Source organism: Bacillus sp. FSL K6-1338 (assembly GCF_038006965.1).
GTDB lineage: Bacteria > Bacillota > Bacilli > Bacillales > Bacillaceae_G > Bacillus_A > Bacillus_A thuringiensis_S.
This window is the reverse complement of record NZ_JBBOWI010000001.1, coordinates 4411354-4427735: the sequence shown is the minus strand read 5'-3', so window position 1 is coordinate 4427735 and position 16382 is coordinate 4411354. Positions and strand designations below refer to the sequence as shown.

The following is a 16382-nucleotide window of genomic DNA, read 5'->3' as shown; positions in this document are numbered from 1 at the left end:
AGAATAGTAATTTAATTTTGGTATATATTGTGTTATGATTATATTGTAAGAAAATGGATTTCTGGAAGGTGGTATACATTATGTCGTCAGCCGTACTCTTTTTTGGTAGTATCGCACTATTTTACTTTCTTGTAATGATACCGATCCAATATTTATATTTACAAGGTTTACATGAAAAAAAGGAAAAGACAGGATTATCTCAGCGAGAGCTATATGAAAAAATGTCTTTTGGAGAAGAACAATTACATTTTCACGTACAAGGTAACCCATTTAATATACCATCTGCGTTTGTTGCATATATGATTTTGAAAGTTAAGGGTCGTAAAAAAGCATCACAATATTGATGCTTTTTTTATGTTGCTTCATAGACTTCGGCTTCTTTAACTGCTAATGGTAAGAAGTGTTTGTATTGGCGAAACCCATTAAATACACTTGCACTACCAAATAGAACGAATAAAATACCAACGATAATACGAGCGGTTGAAAGTTCTAAAAAGAATTGGTTTACCCCGAAAAATAAAACGAATGAACCGAGTGCCATTGCGGATTTTCCTGAGAGCCAACCTTTTTCCATTGGGCGGTTTGTACGAAAGTATTTTGTTTTGTAAAAGAGGTACAACATAAATGAGACGATAATACAGAAGACTAATACTGGCATAATGAACACTCCCATCGCTTTGTGAAAAATAATAGAAAAGAAAAAGAAATATCTAAACTTTCTAACTTCTATTATAAAGCAATTGTTCGCATGTATGAAATACTTTCCGTTATAATGGAGGATAAAGCGAAGAAGTTGATTAAAAAGGAGATTATACATATGCATGAGCAAATTTTAGGAGCAATTAAAGAGTTTGATACAATTATTATTCATCGCCACGTGCGTCCGGACCCAGATGCATTAGGTTCACAGGGTGGCCTTGGTACAATTCTACAAGAATCGTTTCCAGAGAAAAATATTTATACGGTTGGGTACAATGAACCGTCGTTAGCGTACTTAAGAGTAATGGATGATATTGAAGATAGTGTATACGAAAATGCGCTTGTTATCGTTTGTGATACTGCGAATCAAGAACGTATTGACGATCAACGCTATACAAAAGGGAAGATGTTAATTAAAATTGATCATCATCCAAATGAAGATCCATATGGAGATATTACGTGGGTAGATACGGCAGCGAGTTCTACAAGTGAAATGATTTATGAGTTTTACACGTATGGAAAAGATAAAGGATTAAAAATAACAAAAGAAGCAGCTCGCCTTATTTTAGCTGGAATTGTTGGGGACACAGGTCGTTTCTTATTCCCGAATACAACAGCAAAAACACTTCGTTACGTAAGTGAGCTTGTTGATATGGGTGTGAAATTCACAGATTTATACAATGAAATGTATAAGACAAAAGAAAAAATTGCTCGTTTAAACGGTTATATTTTACAAAACTTTACGATGGTAGAAGAAGGAGCAGCTTACATTAAATTAACGAAAGAAGTATTAGAAGAGTTTGATGTACTTTCTTCTGAAGCATCTGGTGTTGTTGGAGCACTTGGCAATATTGATGGATTAAAGGCGTGGGTTCTATTTTTAGAGGAAGACGACGTAATTCGTGTTCGTCTTCGTTCAAAAGGACCAGTTATAAACAAATTAGCAATGCAATATAACGGCGGAGGACACCCGATGGCTTCTGGTGCGAAGGCATCTTCTTGGGAAGAAGCGGATCGTCTTTTTGCTGATTTACGTGAGATTTGTAAATAAGAGAGTATATGTTAGAACGAAAAGAAGGAGCGGCGCTAAAGCCCTCCTTCTTTATTTTTCTTTCTCTATAGTAATGCTAATTTCAAGCACTGTATCAAAAGATATTGTATCGACTTTAAAACGGTATAGCCGATCGTAATGTTTGTACGTCTTGTTTTCGATTACCTTTTTGAGTAGGTCTTTATTTTTTGCGATACTTTGAATGTTTTTCGTTAAAAGATGCTGGAGATCATTATGGATAGATGTAGTCATATTTTCGAGTGTAAGATTGTCTAAATCGTATTTTTCTCGATTGATAAGTTTTATTTTAATCTCTTGAATGGTTAAGAGCCGTTTATTTTCAGTGTTCAATTTTTCTTGATCTTCGAGAAGGACGTGGAGTTTTGCTTCTTGTTTTTCTATAATTTCTCTTTGTTCTGCTATTTTACTAGCTTGTTCTTCTTGAAAAACACCGTATATGTACAAAAAAATAAACCAGCTCAACACGCCTCCAACAGCAGCACCAGCTAATACTAAGTACCATCTTTTTGCTGTATTGGCACTTGGTACTCTCATACATGTTCCTGCGTTAGCCATTTAATAATAATGAGACCTGTTTGCATACCACCAGTTGCGAAAAAAATAAGGAGAATTTGTTTTACGATATCTTTCATATCTCCGCCAAAGAAACTTCTTTCAAAGCTATAAAAGGTATCGAATGTTCCGCCGATTGCTGCAACGAGTGCCCAAATTCTTAAATTTTGGGCGAATTGATTAATGTAAGTTAGAGCTGGTTTTCCGATAAGAAACGCACCAAATCCACCAATTAATGAACCGCCAAGTATAACCCCAAAGGCAATAAAATAACTAATAATAAGCAGAGAGAAAAAAGTATGTTCTCTTACATCCATCGTCATTCCCCTTTCTTCTTCATATATATGGACAAAGTATAAGAAGTATGTTTTGATTTCCGCTTTCCTCATCACCTATAATAAAAGTAGTCAAATAGGTAAAGAGAGGGTACAACAGTGAAGTTTGTGCATTTACAATGTCAAACCGTTTTTAGTTTATTAAAAAGTGCTTGTAAAATTGATGAGCTTGTAGTCAGGGCGAAAGAACTTGGTTTCTCATCGCTGGCTATTACGGATGAAAATGTTATGTATGGCGTTATTCCGTTTTATAAAGCATGTAAGAAACATGGTATACAGCCTGTTATTGGATTAACCGCTTCTATTTTTAGTGAAGAAGAAGAAAGGTCTTATCCGCTTGTATTACTTGCTGAGAATGAAATAGGCTACCAAAATTTATTAAAGATTTCTAGCAGTATTATGACAAAGTCCAAAGAAGGTATCCCTAAGAAGTGGCTTGCGCATTATGCGAAAGGATTAATTGCTATTTCACCAGGTAAAGATGGCGAAATTGAGCAATTATTACTAGAAGACAATGAGAGTCAGGCTGAAGAAGTAGCTCGAACATATCAAAATATGTTCGGCCATTTTTATATGAGTTTGCAGCATCATGCAATTCAAGATGAGTTGCTTTTACAAGAGAAGCTACCTGAATTTATTAGTAGGGTTAATATTCCAGTCGTTGCAACAAACGATGTGCGTTATATCAATCAAAGTGACGCACTTGTTCACGAATGTTTACTATCTGTTGAAAGTGGAACGAAAATGACTGATCCAGATAGGCCGAGGCTGAAAACAGATCAATATTATTTAAAATCATCGGATGAAATGGAAGCACTATTTTCCCATGCGCCGGAAGCAATCCAAAATACAATAAAAATTGCAGAGCGTTGCCAAGTAGAAATACCGTTCCATGTAAATCAACTTCCGAAGTTTCCTGTTCCGTCTAACGAAACGAGTGATATATACTTGCGTCGTGTTTGTGAAGAAGGTTTGCGGAAACGATATGGTGCGCCGAAAGAAGTGCATATAAAGCGTTTAAATCATGAATTAAATGTTATTTCTCGTATGGGATTTAGTGATTATTTCCTCATCGTATGGGATTTTATGAAGTATGCACATGAAAATCATATTTTAACAGGACCAGGTCGTGGATCAGCAGCTGGTTCACTCGTCTCATACGTATTAGAAATTACAGATATTGATCCGATTGAATACGATCTATTATTTGAAAGGTTTTTAAATCCTGAACGTGTGACGCTTCCCGATATTGATATTGATTTTCCAGACATAAGACGTGATGAGATGATTCGCTATGTGAAAGATAAATACGGTCAGCTTCGTGTTGCGCAAATTGTAACGTTTGGTACGCTTGCAGCAAAAGCAGCAATTAGAGACATTGCCCGCGTAATGGGGCTTCCGCCACGAGATATTGATATATTTTCAAAACTTATCCCATCAAAGCTCGGTATAACGTTAAAAGATGCATATGAAGAATCACAATCACTTCGTGAGTTTATACAAGGGAATCTTCTGCATGAGCGTGTGTTTGAAATCGCAAAACGTGTAGAAGGTTTACCACGTCATACGTCTATTCATGCGGCTGGCGTTATTATGAGTCAAGAACCGTTAACAGGCAGTGTAGCAATTCAAGAAGGACATAACGATGTTTATGTTACGCAATATCCAGCTGATGCGCTAGAAGAACTTGGGTTGCTTAAGATGGACTTTTTAGGGTTACGTAATTTAACGTTACTTGAAAATATTATAAAATTTATCGCGAACAAAACAGGGAAAGAAATCGATATAAGAAACTTACCTCTTCAAGATGAAAAGACGTTCCAATTATTAGGGAGAGGGGATACAACAGGTGTATTCCAGCTTGAGTCAGGTGGTATGCGAAATGTACTTCGCGGGTTAAAACCGAATGAGTTTGAAGATATCGTAGCTGTTAACTCGTTATACAGACCGGGGCCGATGGAACAGATACCAACCTTTATTGAATCGAAACATGGAAAAAGAAAAATTGAATATTTACATCCGGATTTAAAGCCAATTTTAGAAAGAACATACGGCGTCATTGTATACCAAGAACAAATTATGCAAATTGCATCGAAGTTAGCAGGGTTTTCGCTCGGAGAAGCAGATTTACTGCGCCGTGCAGTGAGTAAAAAAAATCGTGATATTTTAGATCAGGAACGTAAGCATTTTGTTCAAGGGTGTTTGCAAAATGGTTATGATGAGACGTCTGCTGAGAAAATTTATGATTTAATTGTAAGATTTGCGAATTACGGTTTTAACCGAAGTCACGCTGTAGCTTACAGTATGATCGGATATCAGCTTGCCTATTTGAAAGCGAACTATACGCTGGAATTTATGACGGCATTATTATCAAGTGCAATTGGAAATGAAGATAAAATTGTACAGTATATACGAGAAACGAAGCGGAAAGGCTTTCACGTTTTGCCGCCGTCTCTTCAGAGAAGTGGTTACAACTTCCAAATAGAAGGGAATGCGATACGTTACAGTTTACTTTCGATCCGAAATATTGGAATGGCTACAGTGACGGCATTATTAGAAGAACGAAAGAAAAAAATGTTCGAAGATTTGTTTGAATTTTGTCTCCGTATGCCGTCAAAGTTTGTGACGGAGCGCAATTTAGAAGCTTTCGTCTGGTCCGGATGTTTTGATGATTTTGGTGTTTCGAGAACGAATTTATGGAAAAGTATTAAAGGGGCATTAGAGTACGCGAATCTCGCACGTGATTTAGGAGATGCTGTTCCAAAATCAAAATACGTACAAGGAGAAGAGCTATCTTTTATTGAACAACTAAATAAAGAGAAGGAAGCACTTGGCTTTTATTTATCAAGTTATCCGACAGCGCAGTATGTAAAGTTAGCAAAAGAATTAGAAATTCCATCTCTCGCTCAGGCGATGCGACACAAGAAAAAAGTACAAAGAGCTATTGTGTATATAACAAGTGTGAGAGTGATTCGTACGAAAAAGTTTCAAAAGATGGCATTTATTACATTCTGTGATCAAAATGATGAAATGGAAGCAGTCCTCTTCCCGGAAACGTATATACATTTCTCGGACAAGTTACAAGAAGGAGCAATTGTTTTAGTTGACGGTACGATTGAGCTAAGAAATCATAAGCTGCAATGGATTGTAAATGGTCTATATCCGCTAGAGGAAATGGATGTTTATGAAGAAAAGAAAGACGCATCTGTTTACGTGAAATTGCCGTCTCAGTATGAGAAAAAGCTTTTAAATCAGGTTACGAAAATATTGTTCGACTATTCAGGTTTTGCGAAAGTACTAATTTATTATGAAAAGGAACATAAAATGGTACAATTATCTCGGAGTTTATCGATTCATCCAAGTGAAGAATGTTTAGGAGCACTTCGTGAAATTGTCGGGGAAGAAAATGTAGTTGTGAAAATATAATGGACAATTTCCCTACACTTCGATTATTATAGTAGTAGTGTTCGTGGTCAGACCACTTGGAGAAATTGATATCAGCAAGAATAATTTGAGGAGAGTGGATAGTTTGTCAACACTTCGTGAAGAAGCACTTCACATGCATAAAGTGCATCAAGGAAAATTAGAAACTGTATCAAAAGTAAAAGTAGAAAATGCAAAAGATTTAAGTCTTGCATATTCTCCAGGGGTTGCAGAACCTTGTAAAGAAATTTATGACGATAAAAGTAAGGTATATGAATATACGATGAAGGGAAATATGGTAGCAGTTGTGACAGACGGAACAGCTGTACTTGGTCTTGGTAACATTGGACCTGAAGCATCTCTTCCAGTAATGGAAGGTAAAGCTGTATTATTCAAGAGCTTTGCTGGTGTAGATGCATTCCCGATTGCCTTAAATACAAACGATGTAGATAAAATTGTTGAAACTGTAAAATTAATGGAGCCAACTTTTGGCGGCGTTAACTTAGAAGATATCGCAGCACCAAACTGCTTCATTATTGAAGAGCGTTTGAAAAAAGAAACAAATATTCCTATCTTCCATGATGATCAACACGGAACAGCTATCGTAACAGTAGCAGGTCTTGTAAATGCACTGAAATTAGTTGGAAAGAAAATGTCTGACATTAAAGTTGTCGCAAATGGCGCAGGTGCAGCAGGTATTGCAATTATTAAACTTTTATATCGCTATGGTGTACGCGACATTATTATGTGTGACCGTAAAGGGGCAATCTATGATGGTCGTCCTACAGGTATGAATCCGGTGAAGGATGAAGTTGCAAAATATACAAATAAGAATCGTATAGAAGGTTCTTTAGCTGATGTTGTACATGGTGCGGACGTATTCATTGGTGTATCTGCAGAAGGTGCATTAACAGAAGAGATGGTTCGTACAATGAATGACGATGCGATTATTTTTGCAATGGCGAATCCGGTTCCAGAAATTATGCCAGAATTGGCAAAAGCAGCGGGCGCAGCTGTTGTTGGAACAGGTCGTTCTGACTTCCCGAACCAAGTAAATAATGTACTGGCGTTCCCTGGTATTTTCCGCGGTGCACTTGACGTACATGCGACGCAAATTAACGAAGAAATGAAGATGGCAGCTGTACAGGCTATTGCTGAGCTTGTAGCAGAAGATGAGTTGAATGCAGATTATATCATTCCGGCACCATTTGACGCGCGTGTAGCGCCTCAAGTAGCGGCTTACGTTGCAAAAGCAGCAATGGAAACAGGAGTAGCTCGCCGTCAAGTAGATCCAAATGAGATCGCTGAAAAAACAAAACAATTAGCGCTGATTGGTAAAGAATAAGCGAGGAATTTCCATTGACATCATCAAATACAAAAGTATATCTCGAAATTGTAAAAAAAATCCGTTCCATTATGGAAGAGGATGGATTGGTAGCGGGGGATCGTTTGCCGTCTGAGCGTGAGTTAAGTTCACGCTTAAACGTAGGACGTTCCTCTGTAAGAGAAGCATTGCGTGCTTTAGAACTGGTAGGATTGATTGAAACGAGACGTGGTGAAGGGACATTTATTCGAAACTTTTATGATAACGGCCTTGTACAATTAATTGCTCCGTTCTTACTGCAAGATGAGAAAACAATTCGTGATTTATTACAAACGAAACGATTGCTTGAGAAAGATATGATTCGAATTGTATGTAATTTACCGAAAGAAACGTTTTCTAAAGTACTAAGTAGATTACACCAAGTACTTGAAGGAAATGAAAACTCAATCCCAACGCTTCATCAAACGTTCTTTAAAACACTTATTGAACAAGTCGATAATTATTTACTATATCGCATTTGGATGATCGTAAATGATTACGTAGCAACTCTTTCTTGTAAAGTTTCAAGAAATTCTATCGATATGTATAGAAAGCTTTATGCTACTTTGGAAGAAAAACAAGAAAATGATGCACTAAAAATTTACGATGAATTAGTAGAGAATATACAGTTTCACTCGTAATGTATAAAATTTGTCGAAATGACCATGACACGTTATGACAAACATTCTACCGCTTAGCGGTTAAAGTTAAACGTAAAGAGTGAGGTTATTAGACAGATTGAGAAGATAAGGCTAACATCAAACTTTGGTGTTAGCCCCATTTTCTTCTTACGCTAACCTTAGCTCTCAACGAAGGGGGTCAAATTGTGCTAAGAGATTTATTCGTGAAAAAGAAAAAGTACGCTGCAATACCTTCAGAACAAGTACGAAAAGATGTACCAGATGGCGTTATGACAAAATGTCCGGAATGTAAAAAAATCATGTATACGAAAGAACTTCTAAAAAATTTAAAAGTATGTGTGAATTGTGGATATCATCATCCTATGAATGCATGGGAACGTCTTGATAGTATATTGGACGAAGGGTCATTCCGTGAGTATGACAAAGAAATGGTTTCATTAAATCCACTCGAGTTTCCAGGTTATGAAGAGAAACTAGAGAGCGATCGTAAGAAGACTGAATTAAACGAAGCGGTTGTAACTGGTGAAGGAACAATTGATGACATGCTTGTTGTTGTTGCAGTAATGGATTCTCGTTTTCGAATGGGGAGCATGGGCTCTGTGGTAGGAGAAAAAATCGCCCGTGCGGTTGAAAAGGCGTACGACTTACAAGTTCCATTTATTATCTTTACTGCTTCGGGTGGTGCCCGTATGCAAGAAGGGATATTAAGTTTAATGCAAATGGCAAAAACAAGCGTAGCTTTGAAAAAGCATAGTAATGCAGGAGGATTATTTATTTCTGTTATGACTCACCCAACGACGGGCGGGGTTTCAGCGAGTTTCGCTTCACTTGGTGATTATAATCTTGCAGAACCAGGTGCACTTATCGGATTTGCTGGTAGACGTGTAATTGAACAAACGGTGCGTGAGAAACTACCGGAAGATTTCCAAACGGCAGAATTCTTACTAGATCATGGTCAATTAGATGCGGTGGTGCATCGTGATGATATGAGAGAATCGCTTCGCAAGATTTTAGAAGTTCATCAAGGAGGGGGAATGGCTGTATGGCAGAGCTAGAATTTGAAAAACCAGTTGTTGAGCTAAGAAATAAGATTCGTGAACTGAAAGACTATACGAAAAACAGCCAGATGGACTTCAGTGAGGAGATTCGTATTTTGGAAGACAAGCTAGAAAATTTAGAGGAAGATATATACGGTAATCTGAAAGTATGGGACCGTGTTCAAATTGCTCGTCATGCAGAACGACCGACAACGCTCGATTATATTGAGCACTTATTTACTGATTTTTTCGAATGTCATGGAGATCGTCTATTTGGCGATGATGCAGCGATTGTCGGCGGCATTGCGAAATATAAAGGGATGCCTGTAACTGTAATTGGGCATCAGCGCGGAAAAGATACGAAAGAAAATATTCGCCGTAACTTTGGAATGCCTCATCCAGAAGGATATCGAAAAGCATTACGCTTAATGAAGCAGGCGGAAAAGTTCAATCGTCCTATTATTTGTTTCATTGATACGAAAGGGGCTTATCCTGGTAAAGCTGCTGAAGAACGTGGTCAAAGTGAAGCTATCGCCCGCAATTTATTTGAAATGGCAGGTTTAACTGTACCTGTTATTTGTATCGTTATCGGTGAAGGTGGTAGTGGCGGTGCGCTAGGCCTTGGAGTGGGAGATTACATTCATATGCTAGAAAATTCCACTTATTCTGTTATTACACCAGAGGGTGCAGCGGCAATTCTTTGGAAAGATGCAGGAAAAGCAAAGGAAGCTGCAGAGGCAATGAAAATTACAGCAGCAGATTTGAAAGAATTAGGTGTAATTGATGAAATTATTCCAGAGGCAAAAGGTGGAGCTCACCGTAATCTTTCGAAACAGTCAGAAAATATAGATTTAATGATTAGAAAAACTTTTGAACAATTAAACGGAATTTCGAAAGATGAATTAATCGAAAAACGTTATGAAAAATATATGAAAATTGGGCAAGTTTCGTTTTCAAACGCTTCCATTGGGATAAAATAAGAAAAGCGTGCGTTCCTCTTCGCGAATGCACGTTTTTATTATGAAAAGACACATCTTCTCCATTGTGTTTTTATATTTTTTCGTGTTATTTTATTATAAGGCAAATAATCTTTATGAGGTGAGTACAAATGAAACGTATTGGTGTATTAACAAGTGGTGGAGATTCACCTGGTATGAATGCTGCCATTCGTGCAGTTGTTCGTAAAGCGATTTTCCATGATATTGAAGTATATGGTATTTACCATGGATACGCTGGATTAATTTCTGGTCACATTGAAAAATTAGAACTTGGTTCTGTTGGCGATATTATCCACCGCGGTGGTACGAAATTATATACAGCAAGATGTCCTGAGTTTAAAGACCCAGAAGTACGACTAAAAGGTATCGAGCAATTAAAGAAACATGGTATCGAAGGACTTGTTGTTATTGGTGGAGATGGTTCTTACCAAGGCGCTAAAAAATTAACTGAACAAGGATTCCCGTGTGTTGGTGTACCAGGTACAATCGACAATGATATCCCTGGAACAGACTTCACAATTGGTTTCGATACAGCTTTAAACACTGTTATTGATGCAATTGATAAAATCCGTGACACAGCTACATCTCATGAACGTACATATGTTATCGAAGTAATGGGACGTCACGCTGGTGATATCGCATTATGGGCTGGTTTAGCTGATGGTGCAGAAACAATCTTAATTCCAGAAGAAGAGTATGACATGGATGATGTTATCGCTCGTCTGAAGCGTGGTAGTGAACGTGGTAAAAAACACAGTATTATCGTTGTAGCTGAAGGTGTTGGAAGTGCAATTGACATCGGTAAGCACATTGAAGAAGCAACAAACTTTGATACTCGTGTAACTGTATTAGGTCACGTACAACGTGGTGGATCACCAAGTGCACAAGACCGTGTATTAGCAAGTCGTCTTGGCGCAAGAGCAGTTGAATTATTAATTGCTGGTAAAGGTGGACGTTGTGTAGGTATTCAAGATAACAAACTTGTTGATCATGATATTATCGAAGCGTTAGCTCAAAAGCATACAATCGATAAAGATATGTATCAATTATCTAAAGAATTATCCATCTAATTGACGTAATGTCAGATATTTGGGAACGGTTTCATAATTTTCGGAGGTGCAATATGCGTAAAACTAAAATTGTATGTACTATAGGTCCTGCTAGTGAAAGTATTGAAAAATTAGAGCAATTAATCGAAGCAGGTATGAACGTTGCTCGTTTAAACTTCTCTCATGGTAGCCATGAAGAGCACGGAGCTCGTATTAAAAACATTCGTGAAGCTTCAAAGAAAACTGGTAAAACAGTTGGTATCTTACTTGATACAAAAGGTCCAGAAATCCGTACTCACGACTTCGTAGACGGACAAGCTGAGCTTGTAACAGGTGCAGAAGTAGTTCTTTCTACTGAGCAAGTATTAGGTACTGCAGAGAAGTTCTCTGTATCTTATGCTGGTCTTTATGACGATGTAGACCCAGGTTCTCGCATTCTAATCGATGACGGTCTTATCGAACTAGAAGTAATCGAAAAAGCTGATGGAAACATCCGTACAAAAGTTCTTAACAGCGGAACTGTAAAAAATAAAAAAGGTGTTAACGTACCAAACGTAAGCATTAAGCTTCCTGGTATCACTGAAAAAGACGTAAAAGATATCATCTTCGGTATCGAGCAAAAAGTTGATTTCATCGCAGCTTCATTCGTACGTAAAGCGTCTGACGTATTAGAAATCCGTGAATTATTAGAAGAGCATGGTGCTCAATACATCCAAATCGTACCGAAAATCGAAAACCAAGAAGGTATCGACAACATCGATTCAATCTTAGAAGTTTCTGACGGTTTAATGGTAGCTCGTGGTGATATGGGTGTAGAAATTCCACCAGAAGAAGTACCATTAGTACAAAAACGTCTAATCAAAAAATGTAACGTGTTAGGTAAACCAGTTATTACTGCGACACAAATGTTAGACTCTATGCAACGTAACCCACGTCCAACTCGTGCGGAAGCAAGTGACGTAGCTAACGCAATCTTCGATGGTACAGATGCAATCATGCTTTCAGGTGAAACAGCTGCTGGTCAATATCCAGTAGAAGCAGTAACAATGATGGCTAACATTGCAGTACGTGTTGAAAAATCATTACAATACGAAGATATGTTCAAAAAACGTATTAAAGAGTTCACTCCAACAATTACAGATGCAATTAGCCAATCTGTTGCGCATACAGCACTTGCTCTTGATGTAGCTGCAATCGTAGCTCCAACAGAAAGTGGACATACTGCGAAAATGATCTCTAAATACCGTCCAAAATCTCCAATTGTAGCTGTAACATCTGACGAGCAAGTAGGACGTCGTCTTGCGCTTGTTTGGGGTGTACAAGCGTTTATGGCTGAGAAGCGCGCAGCTTCAACTGACGAAATGTTAGATACAGCAATTCAAACAGGTATGGATGCAGGTCTAATCGGACTTGGAGATACTGTAGTAATTACTGCTGGTGTTCCAGTTGCTGAAACTGGAACAACAAACTTAATGAAAATCCACGTTGTTGGTGAAGAAGTTGCTAAAGGACAAGGAATCGGTCGTAAAGCTGCAAAAGGTAAAGTAGTTGTAGCAAAAACAGCTGCTGAAGCTGTAGCGAACGTAAACGAAGGTGATATCCTTGTTACAACAAGTACTGATAAAGATATGATTCCTGCAATCGAAAAAGCTGCTGCTTTAGTTGTAGAAGAAGGTGGCTTAACAAGCCATGCGGCTGTTGTAGGCGTATCAATCGGTATTCCTGTTATCGTTGGTGTAAACGGCGTAACAGCAACTTTAAAAAATGGCCAAGAAGTAACAGTTGATGCAGCACGCGGAATTGTTTATAATGGACATGCGGAAGTGCTATAAGTAATACGGAGAGAAGGATCGGAGTCCTTCTCTTTTTTTTACACAAAAACGAGATAGAATTAGTTTAAAGCGCCTAGAATTGCTTTTAAAAGCGGTTTGTTATGAGTTTTAGTATGAAAGGGTATCTATATTTCGTATGATGTATATAGGCGTTGTGAGGGTGTTAAAAGTGAGTTGTGAGAGGGGGGTAGAACTATGAAGTGGTTACTATTCTTGTTTATTTTAATACCGGCGATTGAGATTACGGTCTTAATTGGATCAAGTCATGTAATAGGTTTATGGTCTACGTTCGCTATGATTGTATTTACAGGTGTTGTAGGTGTGTATTTGGCGAAAAGACAAGGATTTAAAGTGCTTGGAGAGATTCAATCTAAGTTGAATAGAGGGGAAATGCCAGGTGAGGCAGTACTAGATGGTATTTTTGTATTTGTAGGAGGTATTCTCTTGGTGCTTCCTGGGTATGTGACAGATGTGCTAGGGTTTATCTGCGTGATCCCTATTACGAGAGCTTTATTGAAGCCGCTTGTTATGAAGTGGATGGAATGGAAATTTAGAAAGAACTCTACTATTATCATTCAGAAGTAGCACTTAGATTATAACGATCTAAGTGCTATTTTTTTGTCTTGTAAGAGGAGAGGGGTTTTCTGATTGAGGCTTCGCTTTACTGCGCTATTTGTGGGGGATTTCTATCTCAAAGTTGGGTTGCTCGTAAGTGTCTGATGTGGGGGCGAATGATGAGTGGGGATGAACAAAACGTCCGCTTATTATATTTGCTATATAATTTTCGTTTGAACTCTTGTTGTGCTTCGATTAAACGTGTAATTTTTAAATGCTATTAATTTGGATGAATAAGATGGAGAGAAATGCAGCTAAATTAAAGTTTTGCTTTCATATAAAAGGTGGGGATTGTTAGTTGAAGCCTTATTATATGTAGTTTTGTATATTTATTCATTTACATAAAAAGTAATAAATGTAAGTAATAAATATATATAAAATAGAATAAAAATGTATTTTTGATTAGAAAATGTGTTTTTTATGCAAAAAAACAAGAGGATTATCCTTTTTCTGGGTAATGCTCTTGTTACATGTGAGTAGTGTGAAAAAATAAGTGAAAGGAATAATCAGTGGGAAATTCCCACTGATTACAGCTTGTTTTTTATATGAATTAGAAACTTTTATTTTGAAGGTGAACCTTTAATATATTTCCACAAGTCATGGAAGACATTAGCTTTGTGTAATGTATTAAGTAGTACTAAGGTGACTGGACCGATGATTAATCCTAAAAAGCCAAAAAGCTTAAAGCCGACAAATAGAGCGACGAGTGTTGCTAATGGATCGAGACCGATGTTAGATGAAAGTACTTTCGGTTCCATAATTTGTCTTTGGACAATCACGACGATGTATAAAATGAGAAGACCAATGGCGAATGCGGTATCGCCAGTGAAAAATACGTATATAACCCATGGAACGAAGACTGCGCCTGTTCCTAAATATGGTAGTAAATCTACAACTCCTGTAATAATCGCAATAGTAATGGCGTATGGTACGCGTAATATTAAAAGTCCGATCAGTACAATGACGGTTGTCATAGATACGAGTGTAAGTTGTGCTTTCACAAAACCAAATAAAGCTTTTTTTAAGTCGACAAAAATAGTTTTTCCGTAGCCATGTACACGATTTGGTAGTAATTTTCTTGTTTTTTGAGCAAGACGGTGCCAATCGTAACTAATGAAGAAAGTGGCTAATAAAATGAATACAAGGACAGTTAACGTTGTTGGCAGTGCACTAATGAAATTTGTTAATCCGCTTATAATGGCGGTTAAAAGTTCTTTCATTTGTGTTGTTGCTTCTGTTCCTAAGTTTTGAATGTTTTGTGTAATTGTATAGCGCTGTGGTTCTCCAAGATGATTAAATTTAGAGATTAAATCATCGTAGAGAGGCATAATATGATTAAGTGCAAATTGCTGAGCGAATGTAACGATATCCGGAAACTTTACTGTAACAAGTTGGAGTAAGTATGTTGTGGCAGATATTGCTTCAGTCACAAGATATGTAACAAGTCCAACGATAGCTCCAAATACGAGAATTAAGCTAACGAGTACTGCTAGTGCGCGAGGAAATTGTAGTTTTTGATTAAGGAAATTGACGACAGGATTAATCAAATAAGCAAATGCAAAAGCGATAATAAAAGGATAGATAAGCCCTGACATGTATAGTAATACATAGAACCCAGCTATCGTTGCTACAATGACAAATATGAGTCGCAATATCATATATAGTAAGTTTCGGTTCAAAGATGTATACCTCCCATTCCGATTTGGATTATCCTAATTCGTTCAACTTATAACTAGCGTGCTCTGCTGATTAAAGTCTTACTTTAGCGGCAGTAAATCTCCCGCCAAAGCCCAATTGATGAAGGCCAATAATCAGTGGAAGATGCCCAACTGATTAAAGTGTTACTTTATGTTATAGTGGAATGATGGATTTAGCCTGCTTTTTTCGGTATATGAATGGCTGTGAAAGCCTATTCGTGATGCTACTACTATATGGTAAAAACTTCATTTTCTCTTCTTTTTATTTTACCTGTTTCTTATTAGAAAAGAAAGAAGAGACGACTGTTTTCAAAAATGTATACATGCTTAAATTTTTTTGGTGAAAGTCTCTTTTTAGAATGTATAAAAAATTGAAGGTGTTATCGATAAATAGGCATCTGTATAGCATGTATAACGATAGGTTTAAAGGTATTTTTGTTTGGAAATGAGTTCATTATTTTCAGAAAGGAAGTGTAAACATGATTAGTCAGTCAACGTTATTTTTATTCATACTACTTATTATAGGACTTATTGCTAAAAACCAATCGCTTACTGTAGCTATTGGGGTGTTATTTCTATTAAAATTTACGTTTTTAGGAGATAAGGTCTTTCCTTATTTACAAACGAAAGGAATTAACCTAGGTGTAACGGTCATTACAATAGCGGTGCTCGTACCGATTGCGACGGGGGAAATAGGTTTTAAACAACTTGGAGAAGCGGCGAAATCGTATTATGCGTGGATTGCTTTAGCTTCAGGTGTAGCAGTCGCTTTGTTAGCGAAAGGCGGCGTGCAATTGTTGACAACGGATCCTCATATTACAACTGCGCTTGTTTTTGGGACAATTATAGCGGTTGCGTTATTTAATGGGGTTGCTGTTGGTCCGTTAATTGGGGCTGGAATTGCCTATGCGGTTATGAGTATTATACAAATGTTTAAATAAGGAATTTTATAGTAATATAAAATTTTTGAATTCTTTCTGTTCACAAAAGTCAGATAATTGTTTATAATAGGATTAGAAACTTTGAAAAGTTACATAACAGCAGAGACTTTACACCAGATAAAATAAAA

15 protein-coding genes are annotated in these 16382 nt (G+C 37.3%); 11 read left to right on the top strand and 4 right to left on the bottom strand.

Annotated elements, in window-relative coordinates; genetic code table 11:
* The first annotated feature begins 80 nt into the window (after positions 1 to 80).
* Positions 81 to 344: a DUF3949 domain-containing protein gene (locus tag NZ044_RS22655; RefSeq protein ID WP_000093045.1), complete on the top strand. Its 264-nt coding sequence runs from the start codon at positions 81 to 83 to the stop codon at positions 342 to 344.
* A gap of 8 nt (positions 345 to 352) precedes the next feature.
* Here NZ044_RS22655 and NZ044_RS22650 read toward each other — a convergent pair whose 3' ends face one another.
* Positions 353 to 658, bottom strand: coding sequence for a YtpI family protein (locus NZ044_RS22650; RefSeq protein ID WP_001144782.1), 306 nt, complete (start codon positions 656 to 658; stop codon positions 353 to 355).
* Positions 659 to 817: 159 nt separating this feature from the next.
* On the opposite strand from NZ044_RS22650, the gene NZ044_RS22645 reads away from it, so the two are divergent.
* Positions 818 to 1750 (top strand): DHH family phosphoesterase, encoded by a 933-nt coding sequence (locus tag NZ044_RS22645; protein ID WP_098505934.1) that lies wholly within the window; start codon positions 818 to 820, stop codon positions 1748 to 1750.
* A gap of 51 nt (positions 1751 to 1801) precedes the next feature.
* Here NZ044_RS22645 and ytrI read toward each other — a convergent pair whose 3' ends face one another.
* On the bottom strand, positions 1802 to 2305 hold the full coding sequence (ytrI, locus tag NZ044_RS22640) for a sporulation membrane protein YtrI (protein WP_001265736.1): 504 nt from the start codon (positions 2303 to 2305) through the stop codon (positions 1802 to 1804).
* Positions 2302 to 2715, bottom strand: a complete 414-nt coding sequence (locus NZ044_RS22635) for a YtrH family sporulation protein (RefSeq protein WP_002005839.1) — start codon at positions 2713 to 2715, stop codon at positions 2302 to 2304. The genes ytrI and NZ044_RS22635 overlap by 4 nt, the downstream gene beginning before the upstream one ends.
* Before the next feature lie 42 nt (positions 2716 to 2757).
* On the opposite strand from NZ044_RS22635, the gene dnaE reads away from it, so the two are divergent.
* From dnaE to NZ044_RS22595, 8 genes are all read left to right on the top strand, one after another.
* Entirely contained in the window at positions 2758 to 6084 is a 3327-nt protein-coding gene (dnaE, locus tag NZ044_RS22630; protein WP_000673723.1) for a DNA polymerase III subunit alpha, read from the top strand.
* A 133-nt stretch (positions 6085 to 6217) separates the two neighbouring features.
* The gene (locus NZ044_RS22625; RefSeq protein ID WP_161635086.1) at positions 6218 to 7426 is read left to right on the top strand and encodes an NAD(P)-dependent malic enzyme; all 1209 of its coding nucleotides are present in this window, start codon (positions 6218 to 6220) and stop codon (positions 7424 to 7426) included.
* 14 nt (positions 7427 to 7440) lie between these two features.
* Positions 7441 to 8085, top strand: a complete 645-nt coding sequence (locus tag NZ044_RS22620; RefSeq protein WP_000204446.1) for a FadR/GntR family transcriptional regulator — start codon at positions 7441 to 7443, stop codon at positions 8083 to 8085.
* A 185-nt stretch (positions 8086 to 8270) separates the two neighbouring features.
* Positions 8271 to 9140 (top strand): acetyl-CoA carboxylase, carboxyltransferase subunit beta, encoded by an 870-nt coding sequence (accD, locus tag NZ044_RS22615; protein ID WP_000942858.1) that lies wholly within the window; start codon positions 8271 to 8273, stop codon positions 9138 to 9140.
* The gene (gene accA / locus NZ044_RS22610) at positions 9128 to 10102 is read left to right on the top strand and encodes an acetyl-CoA carboxylase carboxyl transferase subunit alpha (RefSeq protein WP_000818789.1); all 975 of its coding nucleotides are present in this window, start codon (positions 9128 to 9130) and stop codon (positions 10100 to 10102) included. The genes accD and accA overlap by 13 nt, the downstream gene beginning before the upstream one ends.
* A 128-nt stretch (positions 10103 to 10230) precedes the next feature.
* Complete coding sequence (pfkA, locus tag NZ044_RS22605) at positions 10231 to 11190, top strand: 6-phosphofructokinase (protein ID WP_000821157.1); 960 nt, start codon at positions 10231 to 10233, stop codon at positions 11188 to 11190.
* A 53-nt stretch (positions 11191 to 11243) separates the two neighbouring features.
* A complete protein-coding gene (pyk, locus tag NZ044_RS22600; RefSeq protein WP_001232667.1) occupies positions 11244 to 13001 on the top strand; it encodes a pyruvate kinase in 1758 nt (585 codons plus the stop codon).
* A gap of 195 nt (positions 13002 to 13196) precedes the next feature.
* Positions 13197 to 13586: an FxsA family protein gene (locus tag NZ044_RS22595; protein ID WP_000871631.1), complete on the top strand. Its 390-nt coding sequence runs from the start codon at positions 13197 to 13199 to the stop codon at positions 13584 to 13586.
* A 590-nt stretch (positions 13587 to 14176) separates the two neighbouring features.
* Here NZ044_RS22595 and ytvI read toward each other — a convergent pair.
* Complete coding sequence (gene ytvI / locus NZ044_RS22590) at positions 14177 to 15295, bottom strand: sporulation integral membrane protein YtvI (RefSeq protein ID WP_001081375.1); 1119 nt, start codon at positions 15293 to 15295, stop codon at positions 14177 to 14179.
* Between the two features lie 497 nt (positions 15296 to 15792).
* Here ytvI and NZ044_RS22585 point away from each other — a divergent pair, with 497 nt between their 5' ends.
* Positions 15793 to 16254 carry a DUF441 domain-containing protein gene (locus tag NZ044_RS22585; protein WP_000625507.1) on the top strand — a complete coding sequence of 154 codons (462 nt, stop codon included), beginning with the start codon at positions 15793 to 15795 and terminating at the stop codon, positions 16252 to 16254.
* The last annotated feature ends 128 nt before the right edge of the window (positions 16255 to 16382 follow it).

Coding starts and splice junctions, on each gene's coding strand:
- NZ044_RS22655 (WP_000093045.1), top strand. CDS start 81: ATGTCGTCAGCCGTACTCTTTTTTGGTAGTATCGCACTATTTTACTTT.
- NZ044_RS22650 (WP_001144782.1), bottom strand. CDS start 658: ATGCCAGTATTAGTCTTCTGTATTATCGTCTCATTTATGTTGTACCTC.
- NZ044_RS22645 (WP_098505934.1), top strand. CDS start 818: ATGCATGAGCAAATTTTAGGAGCAATTAAAGAGTTTGATACAATTATT.
- ytrI (WP_001265736.1), bottom strand. CDS start 2,305: ATGAGAGTACCAAGTGCCAATACAGCAAAAAGATGGTACTTAGTATTA.
- NZ044_RS22625 (WP_161635086.1), top strand. CDS start 6,218: ATGCATAAAGTGCATCAAGGAAAATTAGAAACTGTATCAAAAGTAAAA.
- accA (WP_000818789.1), top strand. CDS start 9,128: ATGGCAGAGCTAGAATTTGAAAAACCAGTTGTTGAGCTAAGAAATAAG.
- pfkA (WP_000821157.1), top strand. CDS start 10,231: ATGAAACGTATTGGTGTATTAACAAGTGGTGGAGATTCACCTGGTATG.
- pyk (WP_001232667.1), top strand. CDS start 11,244: ATGCGTAAAACTAAAATTGTATGTACTATAGGTCCTGCTAGTGAAAGT.
- NZ044_RS22595 (WP_000871631.1), top strand. CDS start 13,197: ATGAAGTGGTTACTATTCTTGTTTATTTTAATACCGGCGATTGAGATT.
- NZ044_RS22585 (WP_000625507.1), top strand. CDS start 15,793: ATGATTAGTCAGTCAACGTTATTTTTATTCATACTACTTATTATAGGA.